The 21,869-nt window shown below is 65.0% G+C and carries 18 protein-coding genes, 1 pseudogene and 1 riboswitch; of the genes and pseudogenes, 12 read left to right on the forward strand and 7 right to left on the reverse strand.

Annotated features, from left to right (window positions below; all coding sequences use genetic code 11):
* Nucleotide 1: 1 nt before the first annotated feature.
* From kdsA to ispD, 4 genes are all read left to right on the forward strand, one after another.
* On the forward strand, nucleotides 2-847 hold the full coding sequence (kdsA, locus tag GV001_RS06055) for a 3-deoxy-8-phosphooctulonate synthase (RefSeq protein WP_160078742.1): 846 nt from the start codon (nucleotides 2-4) through the stop codon (nucleotides 845-847).
* A gap of 42 nt (nucleotides 848-889) precedes the next feature.
* Nucleotides 890-2,179: a phosphopyruvate hydratase gene (gene eno / locus GV001_RS06060; protein ID WP_160078743.1), complete on the forward strand. Its 1,290-nt coding sequence runs from the start codon at nucleotides 890-892 to the stop codon at nucleotides 2,177-2,179.
* Nucleotides 2,180-2,363: 184 nt separating this feature from the next.
* On the forward strand, nucleotides 2,364-2,645 hold the full coding sequence (gene ftsB, locus GV001_RS06065; RefSeq protein ID WP_160078744.1) for a cell division protein FtsB: 282 nt from the start codon (nucleotides 2,364-2,366) through the stop codon (nucleotides 2,643-2,645).
* Complete coding sequence (gene ispD / locus GV001_RS06070; RefSeq protein ID WP_160078745.1) at nucleotides 2,642-3,352, forward strand: 2-C-methyl-D-erythritol 4-phosphate cytidylyltransferase; 711 nt, start codon at nucleotides 2,642-2,644, stop codon at nucleotides 3,350-3,352. The genes ftsB and ispD overlap by 4 nt, the downstream gene beginning before the upstream one ends.
* 45 nt (nucleotides 3,353-3,397) lie before the next feature.
* Here the strand turns inward: ispD and GV001_RS20300 are convergent, their stop codons facing one another.
* The gene (locus GV001_RS20300; protein ID WP_372238574.1) at nucleotides 3,398-4,240 is read right to left on the reverse strand and encodes a methyl-accepting chemotaxis protein; all 843 of its coding nucleotides are present in this window, start codon (nucleotides 4,238-4,240) and stop codon (nucleotides 3,398-3,400) included.
* Nucleotides 4,241-4,252: 12 nt separating this feature from the next.
* Nucleotides 4,253-5,536 (reverse strand): annotated as a pseudogene (locus GV001_RS20305) (HAMP domain-containing protein); the annotation flags it as partial.
* A gap of 179 nt (nucleotides 5,537-5,715) precedes the next feature.
* Here GV001_RS20305 and GV001_RS06080 point away from each other — a divergent pair.
* The gene (locus tag GV001_RS06080; protein WP_160078747.1) at nucleotides 5,716-6,537 is read left to right on the forward strand and encodes a M48 family metallopeptidase; all 822 of its coding nucleotides are present in this window, start codon (nucleotides 5,716-5,718) and stop codon (nucleotides 6,535-6,537) included.
* 53 nt (nucleotides 6,538-6,590) lie between these two features.
* Here GV001_RS06080 and GV001_RS06085 read toward each other — a convergent pair whose 3' ends face one another.
* The 4 genes from GV001_RS06085 to GV001_RS06100 form a co-directional block, all read right to left on the reverse strand.
* Nucleotides 6,591-7,034 carry an ester cyclase gene (locus GV001_RS06085; protein WP_160078748.1) on the reverse strand — a complete coding sequence of 148 codons (444 nt, stop codon included), beginning with the start codon at nucleotides 7,032-7,034 and terminating at the stop codon, nucleotides 6,591-6,593.
* A 106-nt stretch (nucleotides 7,035-7,140) separates the two neighbouring features.
* A complete protein-coding gene (locus tag GV001_RS06090; protein ID WP_178091846.1) occupies nucleotides 7,141-7,722 on the reverse strand; it encodes a TMEM165/GDT1 family protein in 582 nt (193 codons plus the stop codon).
* Between the two features lie 49 nt (nucleotides 7,723-7,771).
* Nucleotides 7,772-7,931, reverse strand: a riboswitch (yybP-ykoY riboswitch).
* A gap of 109 nt (nucleotides 7,932-8,040) precedes the next feature.
* Entirely contained in the window at nucleotides 8,041-9,039 is a 999-nt protein-coding gene (locus GV001_RS06095) for a class I SAM-dependent methyltransferase (protein ID WP_160078750.1), read from the reverse strand.
* A gap of 35 nt (nucleotides 9,040-9,074) precedes the next feature.
* Nucleotides 9,075-10,040 (reverse strand): 2-hydroxyacid dehydrogenase, encoded by a 966-nt coding sequence (locus GV001_RS06100; protein ID WP_160078751.1) that lies wholly within the window; start codon nucleotides 10,038-10,040, stop codon nucleotides 9,075-9,077.
* A gap of 83 nt (nucleotides 10,041-10,123) precedes the next feature.
* Between GV001_RS06100 and GV001_RS06105 the strand changes: the two genes are divergently transcribed.
* Nucleotides 10,124-10,753 carry a LysE family transporter gene (locus GV001_RS06105; protein WP_160078752.1) on the forward strand — a complete coding sequence of 210 codons (630 nt, stop codon included), beginning with the start codon at nucleotides 10,124-10,126 and terminating at the stop codon, nucleotides 10,751-10,753.
* 60 nt (nucleotides 10,754-10,813) lie between these two features.
* On the opposite strand, the gene GV001_RS06110 is transcribed toward GV001_RS06105, so the two are convergent.
* A complete protein-coding gene (locus GV001_RS06110; protein WP_160078753.1) occupies nucleotides 10,814-11,989 on the reverse strand; it encodes an acetyl-CoA C-acyltransferase in 1,176 nt (391 codons plus the stop codon).
* A gap of 173 nt (nucleotides 11,990-12,162) precedes the next feature.
* On the opposite strand from GV001_RS06110, the gene GV001_RS06115 reads away from it, so the two are divergent.
* The 6 genes from GV001_RS06115 to GV001_RS06140 all read left to right on the forward strand — a co-directional run bounded on the left by GV001_RS06115 (nucleotide 12,163) and on the right by GV001_RS06140 (nucleotide 21,846).
* Nucleotides 12,163-13,845: a fatty acid--CoA ligase gene (locus GV001_RS06115; RefSeq protein ID WP_160078754.1), complete on the forward strand. Its 1,683-nt coding sequence runs from the start codon at nucleotides 12,163-12,165 to the stop codon at nucleotides 13,843-13,845.
* Between the two features lie 218 nt (nucleotides 13,846-14,063).
* The gene (locus GV001_RS06120) at nucleotides 14,064-16,040 is read left to right on the forward strand and encodes a DUF1302 domain-containing protein (RefSeq protein ID WP_160078755.1); all 1,977 of its coding nucleotides are present in this window, start codon (nucleotides 14,064-14,066) and stop codon (nucleotides 16,038-16,040) included.
* A 34-nt stretch (nucleotides 16,041-16,074) separates the two neighbouring features.
* On the forward strand, nucleotides 16,075-17,442 hold the full coding sequence (locus GV001_RS06125; protein ID WP_160078756.1) for a DUF1329 domain-containing protein: 1,368 nt from the start codon (nucleotides 16,075-16,077) through the stop codon (nucleotides 17,440-17,442).
* A gap of 133 nt (nucleotides 17,443-17,575) precedes the next feature.
* On the forward strand, nucleotides 17,576-20,314 hold the full coding sequence (locus tag GV001_RS06130; protein WP_160078757.1) for a LuxR C-terminal-related transcriptional regulator: 2,739 nt from the start codon (nucleotides 17,576-17,578) through the stop codon (nucleotides 20,312-20,314).
* Nucleotides 20,315-20,429: 115 nt separating this feature from the next.
* The gene (locus GV001_RS06135; protein WP_160078758.1) at nucleotides 20,430-21,077 is read left to right on the forward strand and encodes an MBL fold metallo-hydrolase; all 648 of its coding nucleotides are present in this window, start codon (nucleotides 20,430-20,432) and stop codon (nucleotides 21,075-21,077) included.
* Nucleotides 21,078-21,162: 85 nt separating this feature from the next.
* Complete coding sequence (locus tag GV001_RS06140; protein WP_160078759.1) at nucleotides 21,163-21,846, forward strand: OmpA family protein; 684 nt, start codon at nucleotides 21,163-21,165, stop codon at nucleotides 21,844-21,846.
* Nucleotides 21,847-21,869 lie beyond the last annotated feature (23 nt).

Genomic DNA, 21,869 nt, shown 5'->3' on the forward strand with positions numbered 1-21,869 from the left:
CATGGCACAGAAGATCATCAAGGTTGGCGGCATCGAGATCGCCAACGACAAGCCGTTCGTGCTGTTCGGCGGCATCAACGTCATGGAATCGCGCGACCTGGCGATGCAGGCTTGCGAAGAGTACGTGCGGGTCACCGAGAAGCTCGGCATCCCCTACGTGTTCAAGGCCAGCTTCGACAAGGCCAACCGCTCCTCGATCACCTCCTTCCGCGGCCCGGGCCTGGAAGAGGGCATGAAGATCTTCGAGGAAGTGAAGAAGACCTTCGGCGTGCCGGTGATCACCGACGTGCATGAGCCTTACCAGGCCGCGCCGGTGGCCGAGGTGTGCGACATCATCCAGCTGCCGGCCTTCCTCTCGCGGCAGACCGACCTGGTGGTGGCCATGGCCAAGACCGGCGCGGTGATCAACATCAAGAAAGCCCAGTTCCTCGCCCCCCAGGAGATGAAGCACATCCTGGCCAAGTGCGAGGAAGCCGGTAACGACCAGCTGATCCTCTGCGAGCGCGGCTCCTCCTTCGGCTACAACAACCTGGTGGTGGACATGCTCGGCTTCGGCATCATGAAGTCGTTCGAGTACCCGGTATTCTTCGACGTCACCCATGCCCTGCAGATGCCGGGCGGGCGTGCCGACTCCGCCGGCGGCCGCCGCGCGCAGGTCACCGACCTGGCCAAGGCCGGCATGAGCCAGGGCCTGGCGGGGCTGTTCCTCGAGGCCCACCCGGACCCGGACAACGCCAAGTGCGACGGCCCTTGCGCCCTGCGCCTGGACAAGCTGGAACCCTTCCTCACCCAGCTCAAGCAGCTGGATGATCTGGTCAAAAGTTTTGCCCCGATCGAGACGGCATAAGCCCCTCGTTCACGCACCTTTCAACTGTTGGAGCTAGCAAGAATGGCAAAGATCGTCGACATCAAGGGCCGTGAGGTTCTCGACTCCCGTGGCAACCCCACCGTAGAAGCCGATGTAATCCTCGAAAACGGCATCATCGGCAGCGCCTGTGCGCCGTCCGGTGCTTCCACCGGTTCGCGCGAAGCGCTGGAACTGCGTGATGGCGACAAGAGCCGTTACCTGGGCAAGGGCGTGCTGAAGGCCGTGGCCAATATCAACGGTCCGATCCGTGACCTGCTGCTGGGCAAAGACGCCCGCGAGCAGAAAGCCCTCGACCTGGCCATGATCGATCTGGACGGCACCGAGAACAAAGGCAAGCTGGGCGCTAATGCCATCCTCGCTGTGTCCCTGGCCGCCGCCAAGGCCGCCGCTCAGGCCAAGGGTGTGCCGCTGTACGCGCACATTGCCGACCTCAACGGCACGCCTGGTCAGTACTCCATGCCGGTGCCGATGATGAACATCATCAACGGCGGCGAACACGCCGACAACAACGTCGATATCCAGGAGTTCATGGTTCAGCCGGTTGGCGCCAAGACCTTCTCCGACGCCCTGCGCATGGGCACCGAGATCTTCCATCACCTGAAAGCCGTGCTCAAGGCCCGTGGCCTGAGCACCTCCGTTGGTGACGAAGGCGGCTTCGCACCGAACCTGGCCTCCAACGAAGACGCTCTGGCTGCCATCGCCGAAGCCGTGGCCAACGCCGGCTACAAGCTGGGCACCGACGTGACCCTGGCCCTGGACTGCGCTTCCTCCGAGTTCTTCGAAGACGGCAAGTACGACCTGGCCGGTGAAGGCCAAGTGTTCAGCGCCGAAGGTTTCGCCGACTACCTGGCCGGCCTGACCCAGCGCTACCCGATCATCTCCATCGAAGACGGCATGGACGAGTCCGACTGGGCTGGCTGGAAAGTGCTGACCGACAAGATCGGCGACAAGGTGCAGCTGGTCGGTGACGACTTGTTCGTCACCAATACCAAGATCCTCAAGCGCGGCATCGACGAGAAGATCGGCAACTCGATCCTGATCAAGTTCAACCAGATCGGCTCGCTGACCGAAACCCTGGAAGCCATCCAGATGGCCAAGGCCGCCGGCTTCACCGCGGTGATCTCGCACCGTTCGGGCGAAACCGAGGACAGCACCATCGCGGATCTCGCCGTGGGCACTGCCGCCGGCCAGATCAAGACCGGCTCCCTGTGCCGTTCGGACCGCGTGTCCAAGTACAACCAGCTGCTGCGTATCGAAGAGCAGTTGGGCGGCAAGGCCCCGTACAAGGGCCGTGCCGAGTTCCGCGGCTGAAAACTGCTGCGCTCGGCCAGGCTGTGTTGAAATCGGCTTCGGCATGCTCATTTACTGCATGTAAACTGCGCTGCCTCACCCGATTTCGCCTTGCCTGACCGTTGCTCGCGACGTTTTCAGCAGTGGTACAAGAAATGGTAGAAGGGCAGCGCAAGCTGCCCTTTGCTTATGGATGCTGAGTTCGATGGCTAAAGCTCCCTACTGGTTGTTCCTCGCGCTGCTGCTGGTGCTCTCCGGCCTGCAGTATCGCCTGTGGGTGGGCGATGGCAGCCTGGCCCAGGTGGCCGAGCTGAAGCGCCAGATCGACGATCAGAAAGGCGAGAACGAGCGCCTGCTGGAGCGCAATCGCATTCTCGAAGCCGAGGTCATGGAGCTCAAGCAGGGCACCGAGACCGTCGAGGAGCGGGCGCGCCACGAGCTGGGCATGGTCAAAGAGGGCGAGACCCTCTATCAGCTGGCCGAATGAGCAGTGCGACCCTGCCGCCGTTCTGGGTGGTGATTCCCGCCGCCGGCATCGGCTCGCGCATGCGCGCCGACCGTCCCAAGCAGTACCTGCAGCTGGCCGGGCGGAGCATTCTCGAACACACCCTCGACTGTTTTCTCGATCATCCGCAGCTCAAGGGCCTGGTGCTCTGCCTGGCGGCGGACGATCCCTATTGGCCGGCACTGCCGGGCGCCCTTGATCCGCGCATCCAGCGGGTCGAGGGCGGCGCCGAACGGGCCGACTCGGTACTCAATGGCCTGCTGCAGCTGCTCGAACTGGGCGCGCAGGAAGGCGACTGGGTGCTGGTGCATGATGCGGCGCGGCCCAACCTGGCGCGTGCCGACCTCGACCTGCTGCTGGCCGAGCTGGCCGATGACCCGGTCGGCGGCCTGCTGGCGGTGCCGGCGCGCGACACCCTCAAGCGCGCCGGGGCGGATGGCCGGGTGCAGGAGACGGTGGATCGCAGCGTGATCTGGCAGGCCTTCACCCCGCAGATGTTCCACTTCGCCGCCCTGCATCGCGCCCTGGCCGATGCCTTGGTCGCCGGCGTGGCGGTGACCGACGAGGCCTCGGCCCTGGAATGGGCCGGCCTGGCGCCGCGCCTGATCGAGGGGCGGGCGGACAATCTGAAGATTACCCGCCCGGAAGACCTGGACTGGCTGCGTCAGCGCTGGGCGCACAAGGCCTGAGCTAAATGCTCAAGGCGGGGCAGGGCGCCCCGCCCATCGCCTCGCTTACACGCGGAACTGGTTGATCAGCCGCCGCTGCTGCTCGGCCAGCTTGGTCAGCTCGGCGCTGGCCTGGCTGGCCTCGTCGGCGCCGCCGGCCACTTCCCCGGCCACCTGGCCGATGTTGGTGACGTTGCGGTTGATGTCCTCGGCCACCGCGCTCTGCTCCTCGGCGGCGCTGGCGATCTGGGTGTTCATGTCGTTGATCACCGACACCGCCTGGGTGATCGATTCCAGCGCCTGTGCCGCGGCGGCGGCCTGCTGCACGCTGTCGTCGGTGCGCGCCTGGCTCTGCTCCATGACGCTGACCACTTCGCGGGTGCCGTGCTGCAGCTGCTGGATCATCGACTGGATTTCCTCGGTGGCCTGCTGGGTCTTCTGCGCCAGGTTGCGCACCTCGTCGGCGACCACAGCAAACCCGCGGCCCTGTTCGCCGGCGCGGGCCGCCTCGATGGCCGCGTTGAGGGCGAGCAGGTTGGTCTGCTCGGCGATGCCGCGGATGGCCACCAGGATCGCGTTGATGTTCTCGCTGTCCTTGGCCAGGGTCTGCACCACGCCGGTCGCGCGGCCGATCTCGGTGGCCAGCGAGGCAATCGCGCTGGAGGTCTTCTGCACGATGTGCTTGCCGTCGTTGGCCGAGCGGTCGGCATGGCTGGCGGCCTCGGCCGCCTGGGTGGCATTGCGCGCCACGTCCTGGGCGGTGGCGGTCATCTCGTGCACGGCGGTGGCGACCTGGTCGATCTCGGCCATCTGCTTCTGCACGCCCTGGTTGGTGCGGATGGCGATGTCGGCGGTGTATTCCGACGAGTCGCTGACCTTCTGCACCGAGCTGACCACGTCGCGGATCATTTGCTGCAGCTTGTCGAGAAAGGTGTTGAAGCCCTTGGCGATCTGTCCCAGCTCGTCGGCGCGGTCCACCTGCAGGCGCTTGGTCAGGTCGCCGTCACCCTTGGCGATATCCTCGAGCATGCCGACCATCTGCCTGAGCGGGTGGGCGATGCCGTAGCCGACGAACCAGATCACCAGCAGGCCGAGGCCGGCGACCAGCAGGCCGACCAGGGTCATTCCGGCGGTGTCTTCCCGGGCCTGCTCGGCCAGGCCTGATTGCAGCTTCTGCAGGTCGGCGAATACCGCCGCGGTCGGCAGCTCGATGGCCAGCGTCCAGCGCGTGCTGGTGCCGGCCACCTTGAACGGCAGCAGCAGCTGGAACTGCTGCTGGTCGTCGTCGAGGTGGAGGATGGGCTGTTCGTCACTGCTCTGCTTGAGCTGGTCCAGCAACTCGCCCTGCAGGGCCTTGCTGGCGGGTTGGCCGATCAGGCCGGCATCCTTGGTCGCGGCGATCAGGGTGCCGTTGGCGGCGATCAGCGCCAGCTCCCCGGCGCCCTGGTAGAGCCCGCTCTTGGCCTGGCCGAGCAGGCCCTGGATGAAGTCCAGGGCCAGGTCGTTGCCCACCGCGCCCTTGAACTGGCCGTCGACCAGGATGGGCGCGTTGAAGGAGGCGACCAGCACCTGCTTGCCGCCGAAGTCGTAGGCGGCCGGGTCGACCACGCAGGGCTGCTTGCTGGCTTTCGGGCACAGGTAGAATTCGCCCTCGCGCACGCCGGTGGGCAGCATCTTCTCGCTTTCCATCAGGCCGGCCGTCAGCGGTTCCAGCTTCAGGGCGTTGCCGTCGCGGTACCACCAGGGCATGAAGCGGCCGCTCTCGTCGTAGCCGCTGTCCTTCTGCCCGGCGTACAGGTCGTCGTCCTGGTCGAAGGCATTGGGCTCCCAGCCGATGTACAGGTCGATCAGTTCGGGGTGCTTGCCCAGGTAGACGCCGGTCAGGGTGGACAGCTCTTCACGGCTCAGGCTGACGGCTGGTGTGCCGTCGGCATTGGCGCTCATCTGGCTGTTGAGGGTGGCCAGGGACTTGGACAGGTTCATCGGTGCTTCGAACTGCTGCTGCAGGCTGCCGACTTGGGCCAGGGCCAGGGCGATCAGGCGCTGGTCGATCACCTGTTCGAGCAATACCCGGGTGCGCTCATGCACCAGTTCCTGGGTGCGCGAGCCGGCGAATAGGGCGTACAGCACCAGGGCGATGACGACGGCGAGCACGCTGGCGCCGGCCAGCACGACCACGGAAAACTGGATGGACTTGAAGCGCATAGGGACTCCACAACGATCGAGTTGTAACCTGTCCCTGGCTTATCGGCCGCGCTGGGTTAAAGCATTAGCGCGGCCATGCAACTAGCAAAGATCGCCGCGGGTCATAGTGCAAACGGTGCGGGTTGTCCCGCGGCCGAGGCCGACCTAGCATGAGCCACCTGTGATGACGGAGGAACACCATGATTACCCCATTGCGCCTGGCTGGAGTGGCTGTCTGCGGATTGCTCGCAGCCTGTCAGGCGGTCAACACCACCAGCGGCGGCGCCGTTGGGGTCGAACGCAAGCAGTACATGTTCAGCATGCTGTCGACCCAGCAGGTCAACCAGATGTATGCGCAGTCCTACCAGCAGACCCTGGGGGAGGCCTCGACCAAGGGTGTGCTGGACAAGAGCAGCCAGAATGCCCGGCGCCTGCAGGCGATTGCCGACCGCCTGATCCGCCAGGCGCCGATCTTCCGCGCCGATGCGGCGCAGTGGCAGTGGGAGGTCAACCTGATCGACAGCCCGGAGCTGAACGCCAACTGCGGCCCCGGCGGCAAGATCATCTTCTACAGCGGCCTGATCGAGAAGCTGCGGCTGTCCGATGACGAGATCGCCGCGGTGATGGGCCACGAGATCGCCCATGCCCTGCGCGAGCACAGCCGCGAGGCGATGTCCAAGGCCTACGGCGTCGAACTGGCCAAGCAGGGTGCTGGCGCCTTGCTGGGGCTGGGGTCCGACAGCATGGTCCTGGCCGATGCCGCGGTGGAGTACGGCATGACCCTGCCCAACAGCCGCGGCAACGAGAACGAGGCGGATATCATCGGTCTGGAACTGGCGGCGCGCGCCGGCTTCGACCCCAATGCGGCGATCAGCCTGTGGCAGAAGATGAGCAGTGCCGGTGGCGGCGCGCCGCCGGAGTTCATGAGCACCCACCCGTCCTCCGGCAGCCGCATCGCGGCCTTGCAGGCGGCGATTCCCAAGGTCATGCCGCTGTACCAGCAGGCCCGGGGCCGGCAGTAACGGCACGCACCGGCGCCGTTGCGCGCCGGTTCGTCAGGGGTTGGTGCGCGGGCTCAGGGCAGGGCTTTCTCGGTGAACGGCTGGGTCTGCAGGCCGAGCTGGGAGCGAAAGCTTTCCATGTCGAACATGGTGCAGATCTCGTGGATATCGCCGGCCGGGGTCAGGTTCCAGAAGGCCATGGCCGAGATGCTCATCACCTTGTCGCTCGGCGGATAGCCCAGGGCAGGTTTCTGGATGGTGCCGATCAGGGTGCTCCAGGTCACCACCTTGTGGCCTTCGGCGATGCATTCCTCGAGCACCACTTCCAGGTCGGGCATGGCGCTGCGGATGTCCAATACCATCTGCACGTAGGCCGCGCTGTTCAGCGGCCGGCCGATGAACGAACTCTTGTAGAGAAAGTCCGGGCTGTGCAACTGCTCGGCCAGGGCCAGCCGACCCTTGTTCCATGACAGGTCGATGTGCTGGCGCACGCGCTTCTTCATCTCTTCCAGTGACATGTACTGCTCCTCAGTCAGGCGGGGACTGTGCAACTCCTTGCACAGCTTACCAGCCCGATCCGGGGCGGTGACTGGCCCGACCGGCGGCCTGCGGCGCGGCTTATCCTCAGAGACTGCCGACCAGGCCCAGTGCTTGACAGGCTGCGTAGATCGCCAGGGCCAGGAAGCAGGCGGCGGCGAGGCGATGAATGAGCGTCAGCGGCAGACGATCGGCAGCGAAATGCCCGGCCAGGACCACCGGCACGTTGGCCAGCAGCATGCCCAGCGTGGTGCCGGCGACCACCATGAACAGGTGCTGGTACTGGGCAGCCAGCATCACGGTGGCGATCTGGGTCTTGTCGCCCATCTCGGCGATGAAGAAGGCGATCAGCGTGGTGAGGAACGGGCCGTAGCGTTTGAGGGCGGAGGTTTCGTCGTCGTCCAGCTTGTCCGGGATCAGGGTCCAGACGGCCACGGCGGCGAAGCAGGCGGCGAGGATCCAGCTCAGGGTGGTCGGCGAGAACAGCCCGGCAACCCAGTGGCCCACCGCGCCGGCGACGAAGTGGTTGGCCAGGGTGGCGATGACGATGCCCCAGATGATCGGCCAGGGCCGGCGGAAACGTGCGGCCAGGACCAGCGCGAGCAGCTGCGTCTTGTCGCCGATTTCGGCCAGGGCAACGATTCCGGTGGAGACGAACAGGGATTCCAGCATCAGGCATTCCTAAGGGGCGGGTTCGACGGTTGGCTATGACACGTACGACCTCCCCGCCCCGGGTAAGGTGTGCGTGTCATAGGTCTTGTCAAACCCAGGCCTGCTGCAGGCCGGAGGTCGCATGCGCCATGCTCTGTGGAGCAAGTGTGTTGACGCATGCCGGGTGAGCGGGCGCTCACGGGAGACTACTCCCCTAGGACGGGCGGCATTGTGCCCAACTCGCTCTGCTTGGGCAACCCACGTGGGACGTTTGCTTCCGAGTGGTCGAGTGAAACCCGCGGTAGCGCTGGCGTGGGTTTCGCTCGCCCTCTCGGTCTAGCGACGAATGGCGCGGTAGATGCGAAAACCCTCGGCGTCCTTGAGCGTCTGGCAGCTACCCAGGTGCTGCTCGATCAGCGGCGGGTATTTGAGGAAGCTGTTGGCCACCAGGCGCAACTCGCCGCCCGGCTGCAGGTGCTGGGCGGCCTGGCGCAGCAGCTGCTCGGTGGCCTGGTAGCTGGTGTGCACGCCCTGGTGGAACGGCGGGTTGCTGAGGATGGCGGCCAGTCTGCTGGGTGCCGCGTCGATGCCGTCGCCGGCGATCACCTCGGCCTCCAGGCCGTTGGCGGCCAGGGTCAGGCGGCTGCTGGCGACGGCGAAGGCGTCCACGTCCAGCAGGCTGACCTGGCTGTGCGGATAGCGGCGCTTGAGCGTGGCGCCGAGCACCCCGGCGCCGCAGCCGAAGTCGAGCAGATGGCCGGCCGGCAGATCGTCGAGCTGTTCGAGCAGCAGGGCGGTGCCGCGATCCAGGCGACCATGGCTGAACACGCCCGGCAGGCTGACCACCTGCAGCGGGCCATCGTGCAGCTGCAGCTGGTAGTGTCGGGCCAGGCCTTCCAGGTCGGGGCTGGCCGGCGCCCGGCTCACGCTGACCTGCCACAGCTGGCAGTGGCGGGCGCTGTCCAGCTTGCGTGCATGGCCATAGGTTGCCAGCTGTTTGGCCGCGCGCTCGATACCGCCACGTTTCTCGCCGACCAGAAACAGCTCGCGGCCGTCCAGGCGGGCGGCCAGGGCCTGCAGCAGGTAGTCGGTCAGCTCGCGCGACTTCGGCAGGAACAGCACGGCGCTATCAAATGCGCGCTCGGGAACAGCAGTGCCGAACTGGCAGCGCCCGGCGAAACGGGCCTGCAGCAGGGCCTGTTCGCCGGCGTGCCAGCTCCAGCCGCGGGCGCCCGACAGCCGGCCGAGCAGGTCGTCGGCGGGCAGCCCGGCGAGCAGCAGCGGGCCTTGGAACAGCTCCGCCTGGCGCAGCAGTACTTCGCTTCGTGGGTCCATGGGCGGCACTCCGCTCGGGAAAAAGGGCGCGTAGCTTAGCCGACCACTCGTTGCGCTGCACCGGCGAAGAAGGCCTGGGCATTCTCCGCCAGCTGGCTGACGATGCGCTGGCGCGCCTCGCGGCTGCCCCAGGCGTTGTGCGGGGTGACGATCAGGCGCGGGATGTCGGCGGCCAGCAGCGGGTTGCCGTGGCGCGGCGGTTCCTCGCTGAGCACGTCGCAGGCCGCGCCGCCCAGGTGACCGGCGCGCAGGGCGTCGGCCAGCGCCTGCTCGTCGATCAGGCCGCCGCGGGCGGTGTTGATCAGCAGCGCCTGGGGTTTCATCAGGGCCAGTTCGGCGGCGCCGATCAGGTTGCGCGTCTGCTCGGTGAGCGGGCAGTGCAGGCTCAGGGCATCGACCTGGGGCAGCAGTTCGGCCAGCGCCAGGCGGTCGGCGCGGGCCGGGCGGCCGGGCAGGGCGCCAAGCAACACGCGCATGCCCAGGGCTTCGGCCAGGCGGGCGAAGGCGCCGCCCAGTTCGCCATGGCCGAGCAGGCCGAGGGTCTTGCCCTGCAGTTCGATGATCGGGAAGTCCAGCAGGCAGAACTGGCTGGCCCGTTGCCAGGCCCCGCCGCGCACGGCGGCCTGGTAGTCCGGCAGGCGGGTGGCCAGGGCGAGCAGCAGCATCAGGCAGTGCTGGGCGACCGAGGGCGTGCCGTAGCCCTGGCAGTTGCACACGCGGATGCTCAGCTGGCGCGCCGCGTCGAGGTCGACATTGTTGGTGCCGGTGGCGGCGATCAGGATCAGCTTGAGCTGCGGGCAGGCGGCTAGGGTCTGGGCGTCGAGGCGGACCTTGTTGCTGATCGCTACCTGGGCGCCCCGCAGGCGTTCCACTACCTGGTCCGGGGTGCTGCCGTCATGCAGGGTCAGGCTGGCGAAGGCCTGGCGCAGGGGCGTCAGGTCGAGGTCGCCGAGGTCGAGCGAGTGGTGGTCGAGGAAGACCGCATGGGCGCTGTTGTGCATCAGCTGTACCTGTTGTCGGCAAGGGGGATTGGCGTAAGGTTGCCAGCCTGAGTCGGTCTTTCCCACTGTTCGTTGGAGGTTGCATGTACTGGGCGGAGTTTCTCACCGTGGCGCTGATCCACCTGCTGGCCGTGGCCAGCCCGGGGCCGGATTTCGCCATCGTGGTGCGCGAGAGCGTGGCCCATGGCCGGCGCGCCGGGACCTGGACGGCGCTGGGCGTCGGCACGGGGATCTTCGTGCATGTCGGCTACTCGCTGCTGGGCATCGGCCTGATCGTGTCGCAGTCGATCGTGCTGTTCAATGCGCTGAAGTGGCTGGCCGCTGCCTACCTGTTCTATATCGGCATCAAGGCCCTGCGCGCCCGCCCGGCGGTGGCTGGGGCGCTGGAGGCGCTGGGCGAGGTTGCCGAGCGCTCGCCGCGTTCGGCATTCATGACCGGCTTCATCACCAACGGCCTGAACCCCAAGGCCACGCTGTTCTTCCTCTCGCTGTTCACCGTGGTGATCGACCCGCACACGCCGCTGCCGGTGCAGGCCGGCTACGGGGTCTACCTGGCGGCCGCCACCGCGCTGTGGTTCTGCCTGGTGGCGCTGCTGTTCAGCCAGGCGCGGGTGCGCGCCGGCTTCACGCGCCTGGGCCACTGGTTCGATCGGTTGATGGGCGCGGTACTGGTGGGGCTGGGGGTGAAGCTGGCCTTTACCGAGCTGCGCTGATTCGGCGCCCAGAAAAAAGCCCCTGGCGCAAACCAGGGGCTTTTTTCGTTAGCGCTGGTGTTACAGCAGTTCGATGGCGATCGCGGTGGCTTCGCCGCCGCCGATGCACAGCGAGGCTACGCCGCGCTTGCCGCCCTTGTTGCGCAGGGCGTTGATCAGGGTGACGATCAGGCGCGAGCCGGTGGAACCGACTGGGTGGCCCTGGGCGCAGGCGCCGCCGTAGACGTTGACCTTGGCGTGATCCAGGCCGTGCTCGCGCATGGCCAGCATGGTGACCATGGCGAAGGCTTCGTTGATCTCGTACAGGTCGACGTCGTCCTTGCTCCAGCCGGTCTTCTTGAACAGGTTGGTCATGGCGCCGATCGGGGCGATGGTGAACTCGCTCGGGTCCTGGCTCTGGGTGGCGTGGGCGACGATTTTGGCCAGCGGCTGGAGGCCGCGTTTGGCCGCCTCCTCGGCGGTCATCAGGACCAGGGCGCTGGCGCCGTCGGAGATCGAGCTGGCGTTGGCGGCGGTGATGCTGCCGTCCTTGCGGAAGGCCGGCTTGAGGCCGGGGATCTTGTCCAGGTTGGCGTTGAGCGGCTGCTCGTCGTCCTTGACCAGCACTTCACCCTTGCGGCTGGTGACGGTGACCGGGACGATCTCGCTGGCCAGCGAACCATCGGCGATGGCGGCCTGGGCGCGCTTGAGCGACTCGATGGAGTAGGCGTCCATATCTTCGCGGGTGATGCCGTACTGGTCGGCGGTTTCCTGGGCGAAGGAGCCCATCAGGCGGCCGGTGCGGGCGTCTTCCAGGCCGTCGAGGAACATGTGGTCCTTGATTTCGCCATGGCCCATGCGCAGGCCGCCTCTAGCCTTCTCGATGATGTAGGGGGCGTTGGACATGCTTTCCATGCCGCCGGCGACCATCACCTTGTTGGTCCCCGCCTTGAGCAGGTCATGGGCCAGCATCACGGCCTTCATGCCGGAGCCGCACAGCTTGTTGATGGTGGTGCAGCCGGTGGCAGCGGGCAGGCCGGCATTCAGCGATGCCTGGCGCGCCGGGCCCTGCTTGAGGCCGGCGGGCAGCACGCAGCCCATGATCACTTCCTGCACGTCGGCCGGCGCGATGCCGGCGCGGGCCACGGCTTCGCGAATGGCGATGGCGCCCAGTTCCACGGCGGGAACGCTGGACAGGCTGCCTTGGAAACCACCCATCGGGGTGCGGGCGCCACTGACGATGACGATATCGGACATCGGTATTACCTCTTGCTGGTGAAGCCAGGTACGGCCAGGTGACGACGATTCTACTCCGTGACCAAAAGAGGCCAAAGAGTCACGTGGAAAATCATTCTTTGGGCTGATTAATGCGCAGGTCGCGCCGCTCTAGATTGGACGCCATAGAAAAACTCCAAGAAAAGGACCCCGCCATGCTGCAGACCCGTGTCATCCCGCCGGCTGATAACGCGCACGAAGCGCCGCTGCTGATCAAGCGCCTGTTGCTCTCCGGCATTCGCTACGAGAAGACCCGCGAGATCGTCTACCGCGACCAGATGCGCTACAGCTACGCCACTTTCAACGAGCGTGTGGCGCGCCTGGCCAATGTGCTGAGCGCAGCCGGAGTGAAGGCGGGCGACACCGTGGCGGTGATGGACTGGGACAGCCACCGTTACCTGGAGTGCATGTTCGCCATTCCGATGATCGGCGCGGTGCTACACACCATCAACATCCGCCTGTCGGCCGAGCAGATCCTCTACACCATGAACCATGCCGAGGATAAGCTCGTGCTGGTCAACAGCGAGTTCGTCCCGCTGTATCAGTCGGTCGCCAGCCAGCTGACCACCGTGGAGAAGACTCTGCTGCTCACCGATGGCGCCGAGAAGAGCGCCGAGCTGCCCAACCTGGTGGGCGAATACGAGAGCCTGCTGGCCGGCGCCAGCGCGCAGTACGACTTCCCGGATTTCGACGAGAACTCGGTAGCGACCACCTTCTATACAACCGGTACCACCGGTAACCCCAAGGGCGTGTACTTCACCCATCGCCAGCTGGTGCTGCACACCCTGGCCGAAGCCAGCGTGCTGGGCAGCCTGGACAGCGTGCGCCTGCTCGGCACCAACGACGTGTACATGCCGATCACCCCGATGTTCCACGTGCACGCCTGGGGGATTCCCTACGTCGCCACCATGCTCGGCATCAAGCAGGTCTACCCGGGGCGTTACGACCCGGAGCTGCTGGTGCAGCTGTGGCAGAAGGAGAAGGTCACCTTCTCCCACTGCGTGCCGACCATCCTGCAGATGGTGCTCAACGCCAAGGCCGGCCAGGGCCTGGATTTCGCCGGCTGGAAGATCATCATCGGCGGCAGCGCGCTGAATCGCGCCCTGTACGAGGCGGCCAAGGCTCGCGGCATCCAGCTGACGGCGGCCTACGGCATGTCCGAGACCTGCCCGCTGATCTCCTGCGCGCACATCAACGACGAGCTGCTGGCAGGCAGCGAGGATGAGCGCACCACCTACCGGATCAAGGCCGGCGTACCGGTGCCGCTGGTCGAGGCGGCCATCATGGGCGCGGACGGACGCCTGTTGCCCGCCGATGGCGAGACTCAGGGCGAACTGGTGCTGCGCGCACCCTGGCTGACCCAGGGTTACTTCCGCGAGCCGGAGAAGGGCGCCGAGCTGTGGGAACACGGCTGGCTGCACACCGGTGACGTCGCCACCCTGGATGACTTCGGCTTCATCGATATCCGTGATCGCATCAAGGATGTGATCAAGACCGGTGGCGAGTGGCTGTCCTCATTGGAGCTGGAGGACCTGATCAGTCGTCACCCGGCGGTGCGCGAGGTGGCGGTGGTGGGTATTCCCGATCCGCAGTGGGGCGAGCGCCCGTTCGCCCTGCTGGTGCTGCGCGAGGGGCAGAGCCTGGATGCGCGCGGCCTGAAGGAACACCTGAAGCCCTTCGTCGAGCAGGGCCATATCAACAAGTGGGCGATACCCAGTCAGATCGCACTTGTTACCGATATTCCCAAGACCAGCGTCGGCAAGCTGGACAAGAAACGCATTCGCCTGGATATCGCCCAGTGGCAGGCCTCGGGTAGCGCATTCCTCTCCGCCCTGTGAGTACCGCTGGGGGTATTGTCGAGCGTTTTTCGCAAAACCAAGCAAACGCTTGGCTTGTAAATTGCTGTGACGAATCGCTGTTGGCTGGTCACGAATTTTGTGACCGGCCGGTCTAGAGGGGTTGGGGGCTTGAAATCACACTTTCGGGGGATCAAGCCTCACACCCTGCTGGCTATAGTCCGCACCATCCATAACAAAAAACACATGGAGTAGCGTCGATGACAACATCCAAACCGTTCTGGCGTATGGCCAAGCTGCCGCTGGCCGTAAGCCTTGCATCCACCCTCGCCGCACCGGCGTTTGCGGTGAACTTCAATATTGGTGAGATCGAGGGGCAGCTGGACTCTTCGCTGTCTGTGGGCGCTAGCTGGTCGATGCGTGGCTCCGATCCAGATTTGATTGGCGCTAACAACGGCGGTAAAGGTCTGTCGCAGACTTCGGATGATGGTCGCCTGAACTTCAAGAAGGGTGAGACCTTCTCGAAGATCTTCAAGGGTATCCATGACCTTGAAATGAAGTATGGTGATACCGGCGTCTTCGTGCGTGGCAAGTACTGGTACGACTTCGAACTGAAAGACGAAAGCCGCCTGTTCAAGGACATCAGCGACAGCAATCGTAAAGAAGGCGCACAGGCTTCAGGCGCCGAAATTCTCGATGCCTTCGTGTATCACAATTATTCGGTCATGGATCAGCCGGGCTCCGTGCGCCTGGGTAAGCAGGTTGTGAGCTGGGGTGAAAGCACTTTCATCCAGAACTCAATCAACTCGGTGAACCCGGTTGATGTATCTGCTTTCCGTCGCCCGGGCGCAGAAGTTAAGGAAGGCCTGATCCCGGTCAACATGTTCTATGTATCTCAGAGTTTGACCGAAAATCTCTCGGCTGAAGCCTTCTATCAGTTGGAATGGGATCAGACCGTAGTGGATAACTGCGGTACTTTCTTCTCGCAGGCTGATGTGGTGGCTGATGGTTGCGATAGTAACTTGGCAGTTCTGCGCCGTAATCAGTCGCTCATAAGTGCTCTAGCACCTGCAGGTATCAATGCTGGTAACGCTCCGTTGCTACAGGGTGTGATGGCCGCAAATGGTGCGGCGTGGGGAAACCCTGACGAAGGCGTCATTGTTCCCCGTGGCGCGGATCGTGATGCTCGAGATGATGGTCAGTGGGGTACGGCTTTCCGTTATTTCTTCGAACCGCTGGATACAGAGTTCGGCGCTTATTTCATGAACTATCACAGCCGTACTCCTATTTTCAGCGGTACGGGCGCTCCTGCCAACGTATATAGCCAGGTTTGGTGGGCCGGGCAGTTGGGTGGTGCTGGTGTGCCTGTGAACGCTGGCACTATCGGTGCAACTCTGCCACATATCGTTGCAGCCAATGGTCAGTACTTCATGGAATATCCTGAGGATATCCGTCTGTACGGCTTGAGTTTCTCTACGACCCTGCCTACAGGTACTGCCTGGAGTGGTGAGGTAAGTTATCGTCCGAATGCGCCGGTTCAGATCAATACAACTGATGTGCTCTATGCCGGTTTGACGCCGTTGGCTGCTAACGGTGGCGGGCTTGCTCAATTCGGTAATGCCTCGATTCTGCAGGGTACCCCAGGTCAGGATTTGCACGGTTATAACCGCAAGGAAATTACCCAGTTCCAGACCACGTTTACCCACTTCTTTGATCAAGTCATGGGCGCATCCCGTCTGACCTTGGTAGGCGAAGTTGGTGTGGTACATGTGGGCGGCCTCGAAAGCACTAATGAAGTTCGCTATGGCCGTGACCCGATCTATGGATCTGGCCCTCTGCCGGGCACTTATGATCCGGATGGTGCAGGTCCAATTGGCGCGCTTGCTGCGTGTCAGGGGCTGTCGGTTGGTACTAAAGGTTCTACAAGCAATTACTGTGAAGACGACGGCTTTGTTACCAGTACTGCCTGGGGTTACCGTGCACGTGCAATCTGGGACTACCCGGATGTATTTGCTGGCGTGAACCTGAAACCGAGCGTTTCCTGGTCCCATGATGTCGATGGCTACGGTCCGAACGGCCTGTTCGGCGAAGGCAACAAAGCCGTCAGCCTGGGTTTGGATGCTGACTACCAGAACACCTACAACGCCAGCCTGTCCTACACCGACTTCTTCGGTGGTGAGTACAACACATCGGTTGACCGCGACTTCCTGGCCCTCAGCGTCGGCATGAGCTTCTAAGCGCAGAACATAAGAATTAAGGATACATATGCAGATGAAAGCGAAAAAAGCTTTGTTGCAAACCGGCGTACTGGCTCTGTCCATGCTCGCCGCCAATGTGATGGCCGCCGTATCGGCCGACGAAGTCGCCAAGCTGGGCAACAGCCTGACTCCGCTGGGTGCGGAAAAAGCCGGTAATGCCGATGGCAGCATTCCGGAGTGGACCGGTGGCCTGCCGAAGAACGCCGGTACTGCCGATGACCGCGGTTTCCTGTCCAACCCGTTCGCCGGTGAGAAGCCGCTGTTCACCATCACCGCGCAGAACGTCGACCAGTACAAGGACAAGCTGACCCCCGGCCAGCTGGCGATGTTCAAGCGCTACCCGGACAGCTACAAGATCCCGGTGTACACGACCCACCGTTCCGCCTCCGTGCCGCAGAACGTGCAGGACGATGCCAAGTTCAACGCCGCCAACACCAAGCTGGTCGAAGGTGGTAACGGTCTGGAGAACTTCAAGTCCGCGTACCCCTTCCCGATGCCGCAGAACGGCCTGGAAGCGATCTGGAACCAGATCACCCGTTACCGCGGCGGCAGCGTGCGTCGTCTGGTCACCCAGGCCACTCCGCAGCCGAACGGCTCCTACAGCCTGGTGTACTTCCAGGACGAGTTCAGCTTCCCGACCAGTCTGACCGACTACGACCCGAGCAAGCCGAGCAACATCCTGTTCTACTTCAAGCAGCGGGTAACCGCGCCGTCGCGTCTGGCCGGTAACGTGCTGCTGGTGCACGAAACCCTCAACCAGGTGAAGGAACCGCGTCTGGCCTGGCTGTACAACGCCGGTCAGCGCCGCGTGCGCCGCGCCCCGCAGGTTTCCTACGACGGCCCGGGCACCGCTGCCGACGGCCTGCGTACTTCCGACAACTTCGACATGTACAACGGTGCGCCTGACCGTTACGACTGGAAGCTGGTCGGCAAGAAGGAAATCTACATCCCGTACAACACCTATGACCTCGATTCGCCGAAGCTGAAGTACGCCGATATCGTCAAGGCCGGCCACATCAATCAGGACCTGAGCCGCTACGAGCTGCACCGCGTGTGGCACGTGACCGGTACCCTGAAGTCCGGCGAGCGTCACATCTACGCCAAGCGTGATGTGTACATGGACGAGGATACCTGGCAGGCCGCGGTGATCGACCACTACGACGGTCGTGGTGCCCTGTGGCGTGTTGCCGAAGCCCACTCGCAGTACTACTACGACAAGCAGGTACCCTGGTACACCGTGGAAACCCTGTACGACATCATCTCCGGTCGTTACCTGGCCCTGGGCATGAAGAACGAGGAAAAACAATCCTACGACTTCAACTACAAGGCCGGCACCAGCGATTACACCCCTGCCGCCCTGCGTCAGGCTGGCGTGCGTTAATCCGCGACCCGCTCCAGGAAAAAGCCGGCCTTGTGCCGGCTTTTTTCTTTCTGGATACACGGTGGGCTTCAAATGCGCGGAGCAAGGGGATAGGCTGCGGGCACTCAGTCTGCCAAGAGCCATCCTGCGCACCGTGTCCGATTTGTCCCGTTCGCCTAGCCTCGCCAGCTTCCCCCTCAGCTCGGGGGATGGGCGTTTCTTCCGTCCGCCACTGCCTGCCGGCCATGTGCTGCGCCCGCGCTTGTGCGAGCGGCTGGCCGAGGGCATGCACGGGCGTCTGCTGCTGGTCTGCGCGCCGGCCGGGTTTGGCAAGAGCTCCCTGGCCATCGAATTCTGCGAGCGCCTGCCCGCACACTGGCAGAGCCTGTGGCTGGGCCTGAGCCGCCGCGATAGCGACCCCGGACGTTTCCTCGAGCGCCTGCTGGATGGCTTGCGCCAGTCGTTCCCGGGGCTCGGCGAGGAAGCGCTCGGCCTGCTGAAGATGCGCCAGCGCCACCAGCCATTCGCTTTCGAGGAGCTGCTCGACAGCCTGCTCGACGAGCTGGGCCAGCGCCTGGATCCGGCCGTGCCGCTGCTGCTGGTGCTGGACGACTACCACCTGGCCCAGGGGCCGGTGCTGGATCGCTGCCTGCAGTTCTTCCTCAATCATCTGCCGGCGGGCATCTTGCTTCTGGTCACCAGCCGCCAGCGTCCGGACTGGCACCTGGCGCGTCTGCGCCTGTCACGGCAGCTGCTCGAACTGCAGGAGCAGGACCTACGCCTGACCGCCGAGGAAACCCAGGAGCTGCTCAGTAGCCAGGGCTCCAACCTGACCGGCGAGGCGTTGCACAACCTGCTGCAGCGTAGCGAGGGCTGGGTGGCCGGCCTGCGCCTGTGGCTGCTGGCCAGCGACGAAGGGGGACACGAGGAGCTCGCGCAGGACCTGCACGGTGCCCAGGGGCTGATTCGCGACTACCTGCTGGAAGAGGTGATCGAACGTCAGCCGGCCGAGGTGCAGGGCTTCCTGTACGACACCGCCTGCCTGGAGCGCTTCTGCGCCGAACTCTGCGATGCACTGCGCGACAGCCATGACAGCGCCGCGATCCTGCAGCACCTGCAGGCCAACCAGGTGTTTCTGGTGCCGCTGGATGAACAGGGGCGCTGGTTCCGCTATCACCACCTGTTTTCCGATCTGCTGCGCTCCAGCCCGGCGCCGGGCATGTCCATGCCGCAATCCAGCCTGCACCTGCGGGCCTGCCGCTGGTTCAGCGCCCAGGGCCTGCTCGACGAGGCGGTGGAGCAGGCCCTGCGTGCCGGCCAGCCGGATGTGGCGGCGAGCCTGGTGCAGAACCTGTCCGAGGAACACCTGCTGGCCGAACAGAATGTCGCCATGCTGTTGCGCTGGAAGATGGACCTGCCCGACAGCCTGCTGAGCAGCACGCCGCGCCTGATCGTGCTGTACAGCTGGGTGCTGGCCCTGGCCTGCCAGCTGGATGCGGCGCAGGATCTGGCCAGCCAGTTGGGGCGCTTCCTGCCGGCGCCGACGGCCCAGGAGCAGCAGTCGCTACTGGCCCAGTGGCTGGCCGTCAGCGGGGTGATCGCCCGCGGCCGCGGCGACAGCCAGCGGGCCGAGGAGTACTGCACGGCGGCCCTGGCGACCTTGCCGGCCACGCGCTTCGGTCCGCGCCTGTTGTGTCTGTCGACCCTGGCCAACCTGGCCGTGGTCAAGGGCGACCTGTGGCGCGCGCGCGGGCTCAACCGCGAGGCCCTGGAGCTGGCGCAGCGCCTGGGCAATCCATTGTTCGAGGGTTTCTGCCACTACGAGCGGGCGCGGGTGCTTTTGGCGCGTGGGGAAGCGACCCGGGCCCTGGAGGAGGTACGCCATGGCCTGGAGCGCCTGCATGAATTGCCGGCACAGCGCCTGTATGCCGTGCGTGCCCGCCTGACCCTGTATCAAGGCCTGCTGCTGACCTTATTGCTGCAGCCGGAGGAGGCCAGGCGCTACCTGCAGCTCGGGATTGCCGAAGCGCGTGCGTGTCGCGACATCAGCCTGCTGATCGGCTATTGCGTACTGGCCAGCCAGGAAGGGCGCGCAGGCCGCTTTACCGAGGCCTTCGCCCAGCTGGCCGAGGCCGAGCGCCTGATGCACATCTGGGATGTGCCGCCGGTGTATTACCTGGCAATGATCACCCTGGCCAAGTGCGAACTGTGGCTGACCCAGGGCCAGGTCGAGCTGGCCAGCGCCTGGCTGCTGCGCCTGGCCGACACCTACAGTGGCGAGCATGCGGCGGCGGCGCCGGAGTTCCACCCCCAGATGCCCCTGCATATCGAGATTCACCGGGCCTCGCTGGAACGTCGTCAGGGTCTGGTGGACGACGCCGAGCGGCGCTTGCGCGCGCTGATCGTGCGGGCCCAGAGCTGTGGTGGGCAGCTGATCGGCGGTTTCGCCCAGGTCCAGTTGACCCTGCTGCTGCATTCGGCCGGGCGTGAGCGCGAGGCTCAGCAGCAGTTGCTTGGCAGCCTGGAGGCCGCGGCCGGCGGCTGCGTGCTGCCGTTCCACGAGCTGTTGTCGCATCAGCCGGAGTGGCTGCAGGAGCAGTTGCAGGCGATGCCCGCCAGCGCCTTGACCGAGGCCCTGCAGTTGCACTTGCCGCAAGCCGCAGAGGTTGCCGAGGACTTCGCCGCCCTGGGCGTGGCGGAGACCCTGAGCAGCCGCGAGCTGGCGGTGCTGCGCCTGATCGCCCTGGGCTGCTCGAACCAGCAGATCAGCGAGCGCCTGTTCATTTCCCTGCACACGGTCAAGACCCACGCCAGGCACATCAACAGCAAGCTGGGCGTGGAGCGCCGCACCCAGGCCGTGGCGCGGGCGAAAAGCCTGGGGCTGCTGCGCTAGAGCGCCTCGGTCGGCTACGGCGACCCCGCCAAGTTTCGCCGGGCCTTTCGCAAATGGACGGGGCGGCAGCCGAGCGATTATCGTGCCGGCCCCGTTCACCGATGAGGACTGCCAGATGACCACCAGCCCAGCGCCCAGCCTGATCCGCGAAACCTTCCCGGTCGGGCCTTTGCAGTGCAACTGCACCCTGATCGGCGATCCCGTCAGCAAGAAGGCCATAGTGGTCGACCCGGGCGGCGAGCCCGAGCTGATCCTGGCGCGGCTGCAGGCCCACGGTCTGCAACTGGTCAGCATCATTCACACCCACGCCCACCTGGATCACTTCCTCGCTTCCGGGCAATTGAAGGAGCTGACTGGCGCGACCCTGCACCTGCACCAGGAAGACCAGTTCCTCTGGGACAGCCTGGAGATGCAGTGCCGCATGTTCGGCGTGCCCTACCGGCCGGTGCCGGCGCCGGATCAGTGGCTGGCCGACGACGAAGAGCTGGCCTGCGGTTGTGGCGTGGCCCTGCACACCCCAGGGCACACCCCGGGCTCGATGAGTTTCTGGTTTCCCCAGGACAAGCTGCTGATCGCCGGTGACACCCTGTTCCGCCGCGGCATCGGCCGCACCGACCTGTGGGGCGGCGATTACGCCACCATCGAGCGCTCGATCAGGCAGCGCCTGTACTGCCTGGACGAAGAGGCCACCGTGATCACCGGACACGGGCCGCAAACGCGCCTCGGCGATGAGATGCGGGAAAATCCCTTTATCCGCGCCTGAGTGCGGGAATCTTTCGCCCCGTACGCTGTTCTAAACTTCGCCAACCAGAAGACTGGCAACGCAAATTGCCTCAGGAGCTGTAACCATGTTCACCCCTTCACGTCTGATCCTCACTGCTACCCTGGTCGCCTTGGTGAGCGGCTGTGCCTCGAATCCCTACGACAGCCAGACCTCCGGCAGCAGCTCCGACGGCATGAGCAAGACCGCCAAGTACGGCGGCCTCGGTGCCCTGGCCGGTGCGGTCGCCGGTGCGGCGATCAACCATGACGACCGCGGCAAGGGCGCGCTGATCGGTGCTGCGGTAGCCGGCGCCGCCGGTGCCGGCTACGGCTACTACGTGGACAAGCAGGAAGCCGAGCTGCGCCGCAGCATGGAGGGCACCGGCGTACAGGTCGAGCGCCAGGGCGACAACATCCAGCTGATCATGCCCGGCAACATCACCTTTGCCACCGATTCGGCGGATATCGCCAGCAACTTCTATACCCCGCTGAACAACCTGGCGACTTCGTTCCGCCAGTACGAGCAGAACAGCATCGAGATCGTCGGCCACACCGACAGCACCGGCAGCCATGCCTACAACATGAACCTGTCCCAGCGCCGCGCGCAGAGCGTGGCCAACTACCTGCTGGCACAGGGCGTCAATGCCACCCGGGTGACGACCCGTGGTGCCGGCCCGGATCAGCCCGTCGCCAGCAATGCCAGCGAGGCGGGGCGCTCGCAGAATCGCCGGGTGGAAATCAACCTGCGGCCGCTGCCCGGCCAGCAGTAATCCCGGTTCAGACACAAGGCCCC

The sequence above is a fragment of the Pseudomonas sp. 8AS genome (genome assembly GCF_902506505.1).
In the GTDB taxonomy this organism is placed as follows: Bacteria; Pseudomonadota; Gammaproteobacteria; order Pseudomonadales; family Pseudomonadaceae; genus Aquipseudomonas.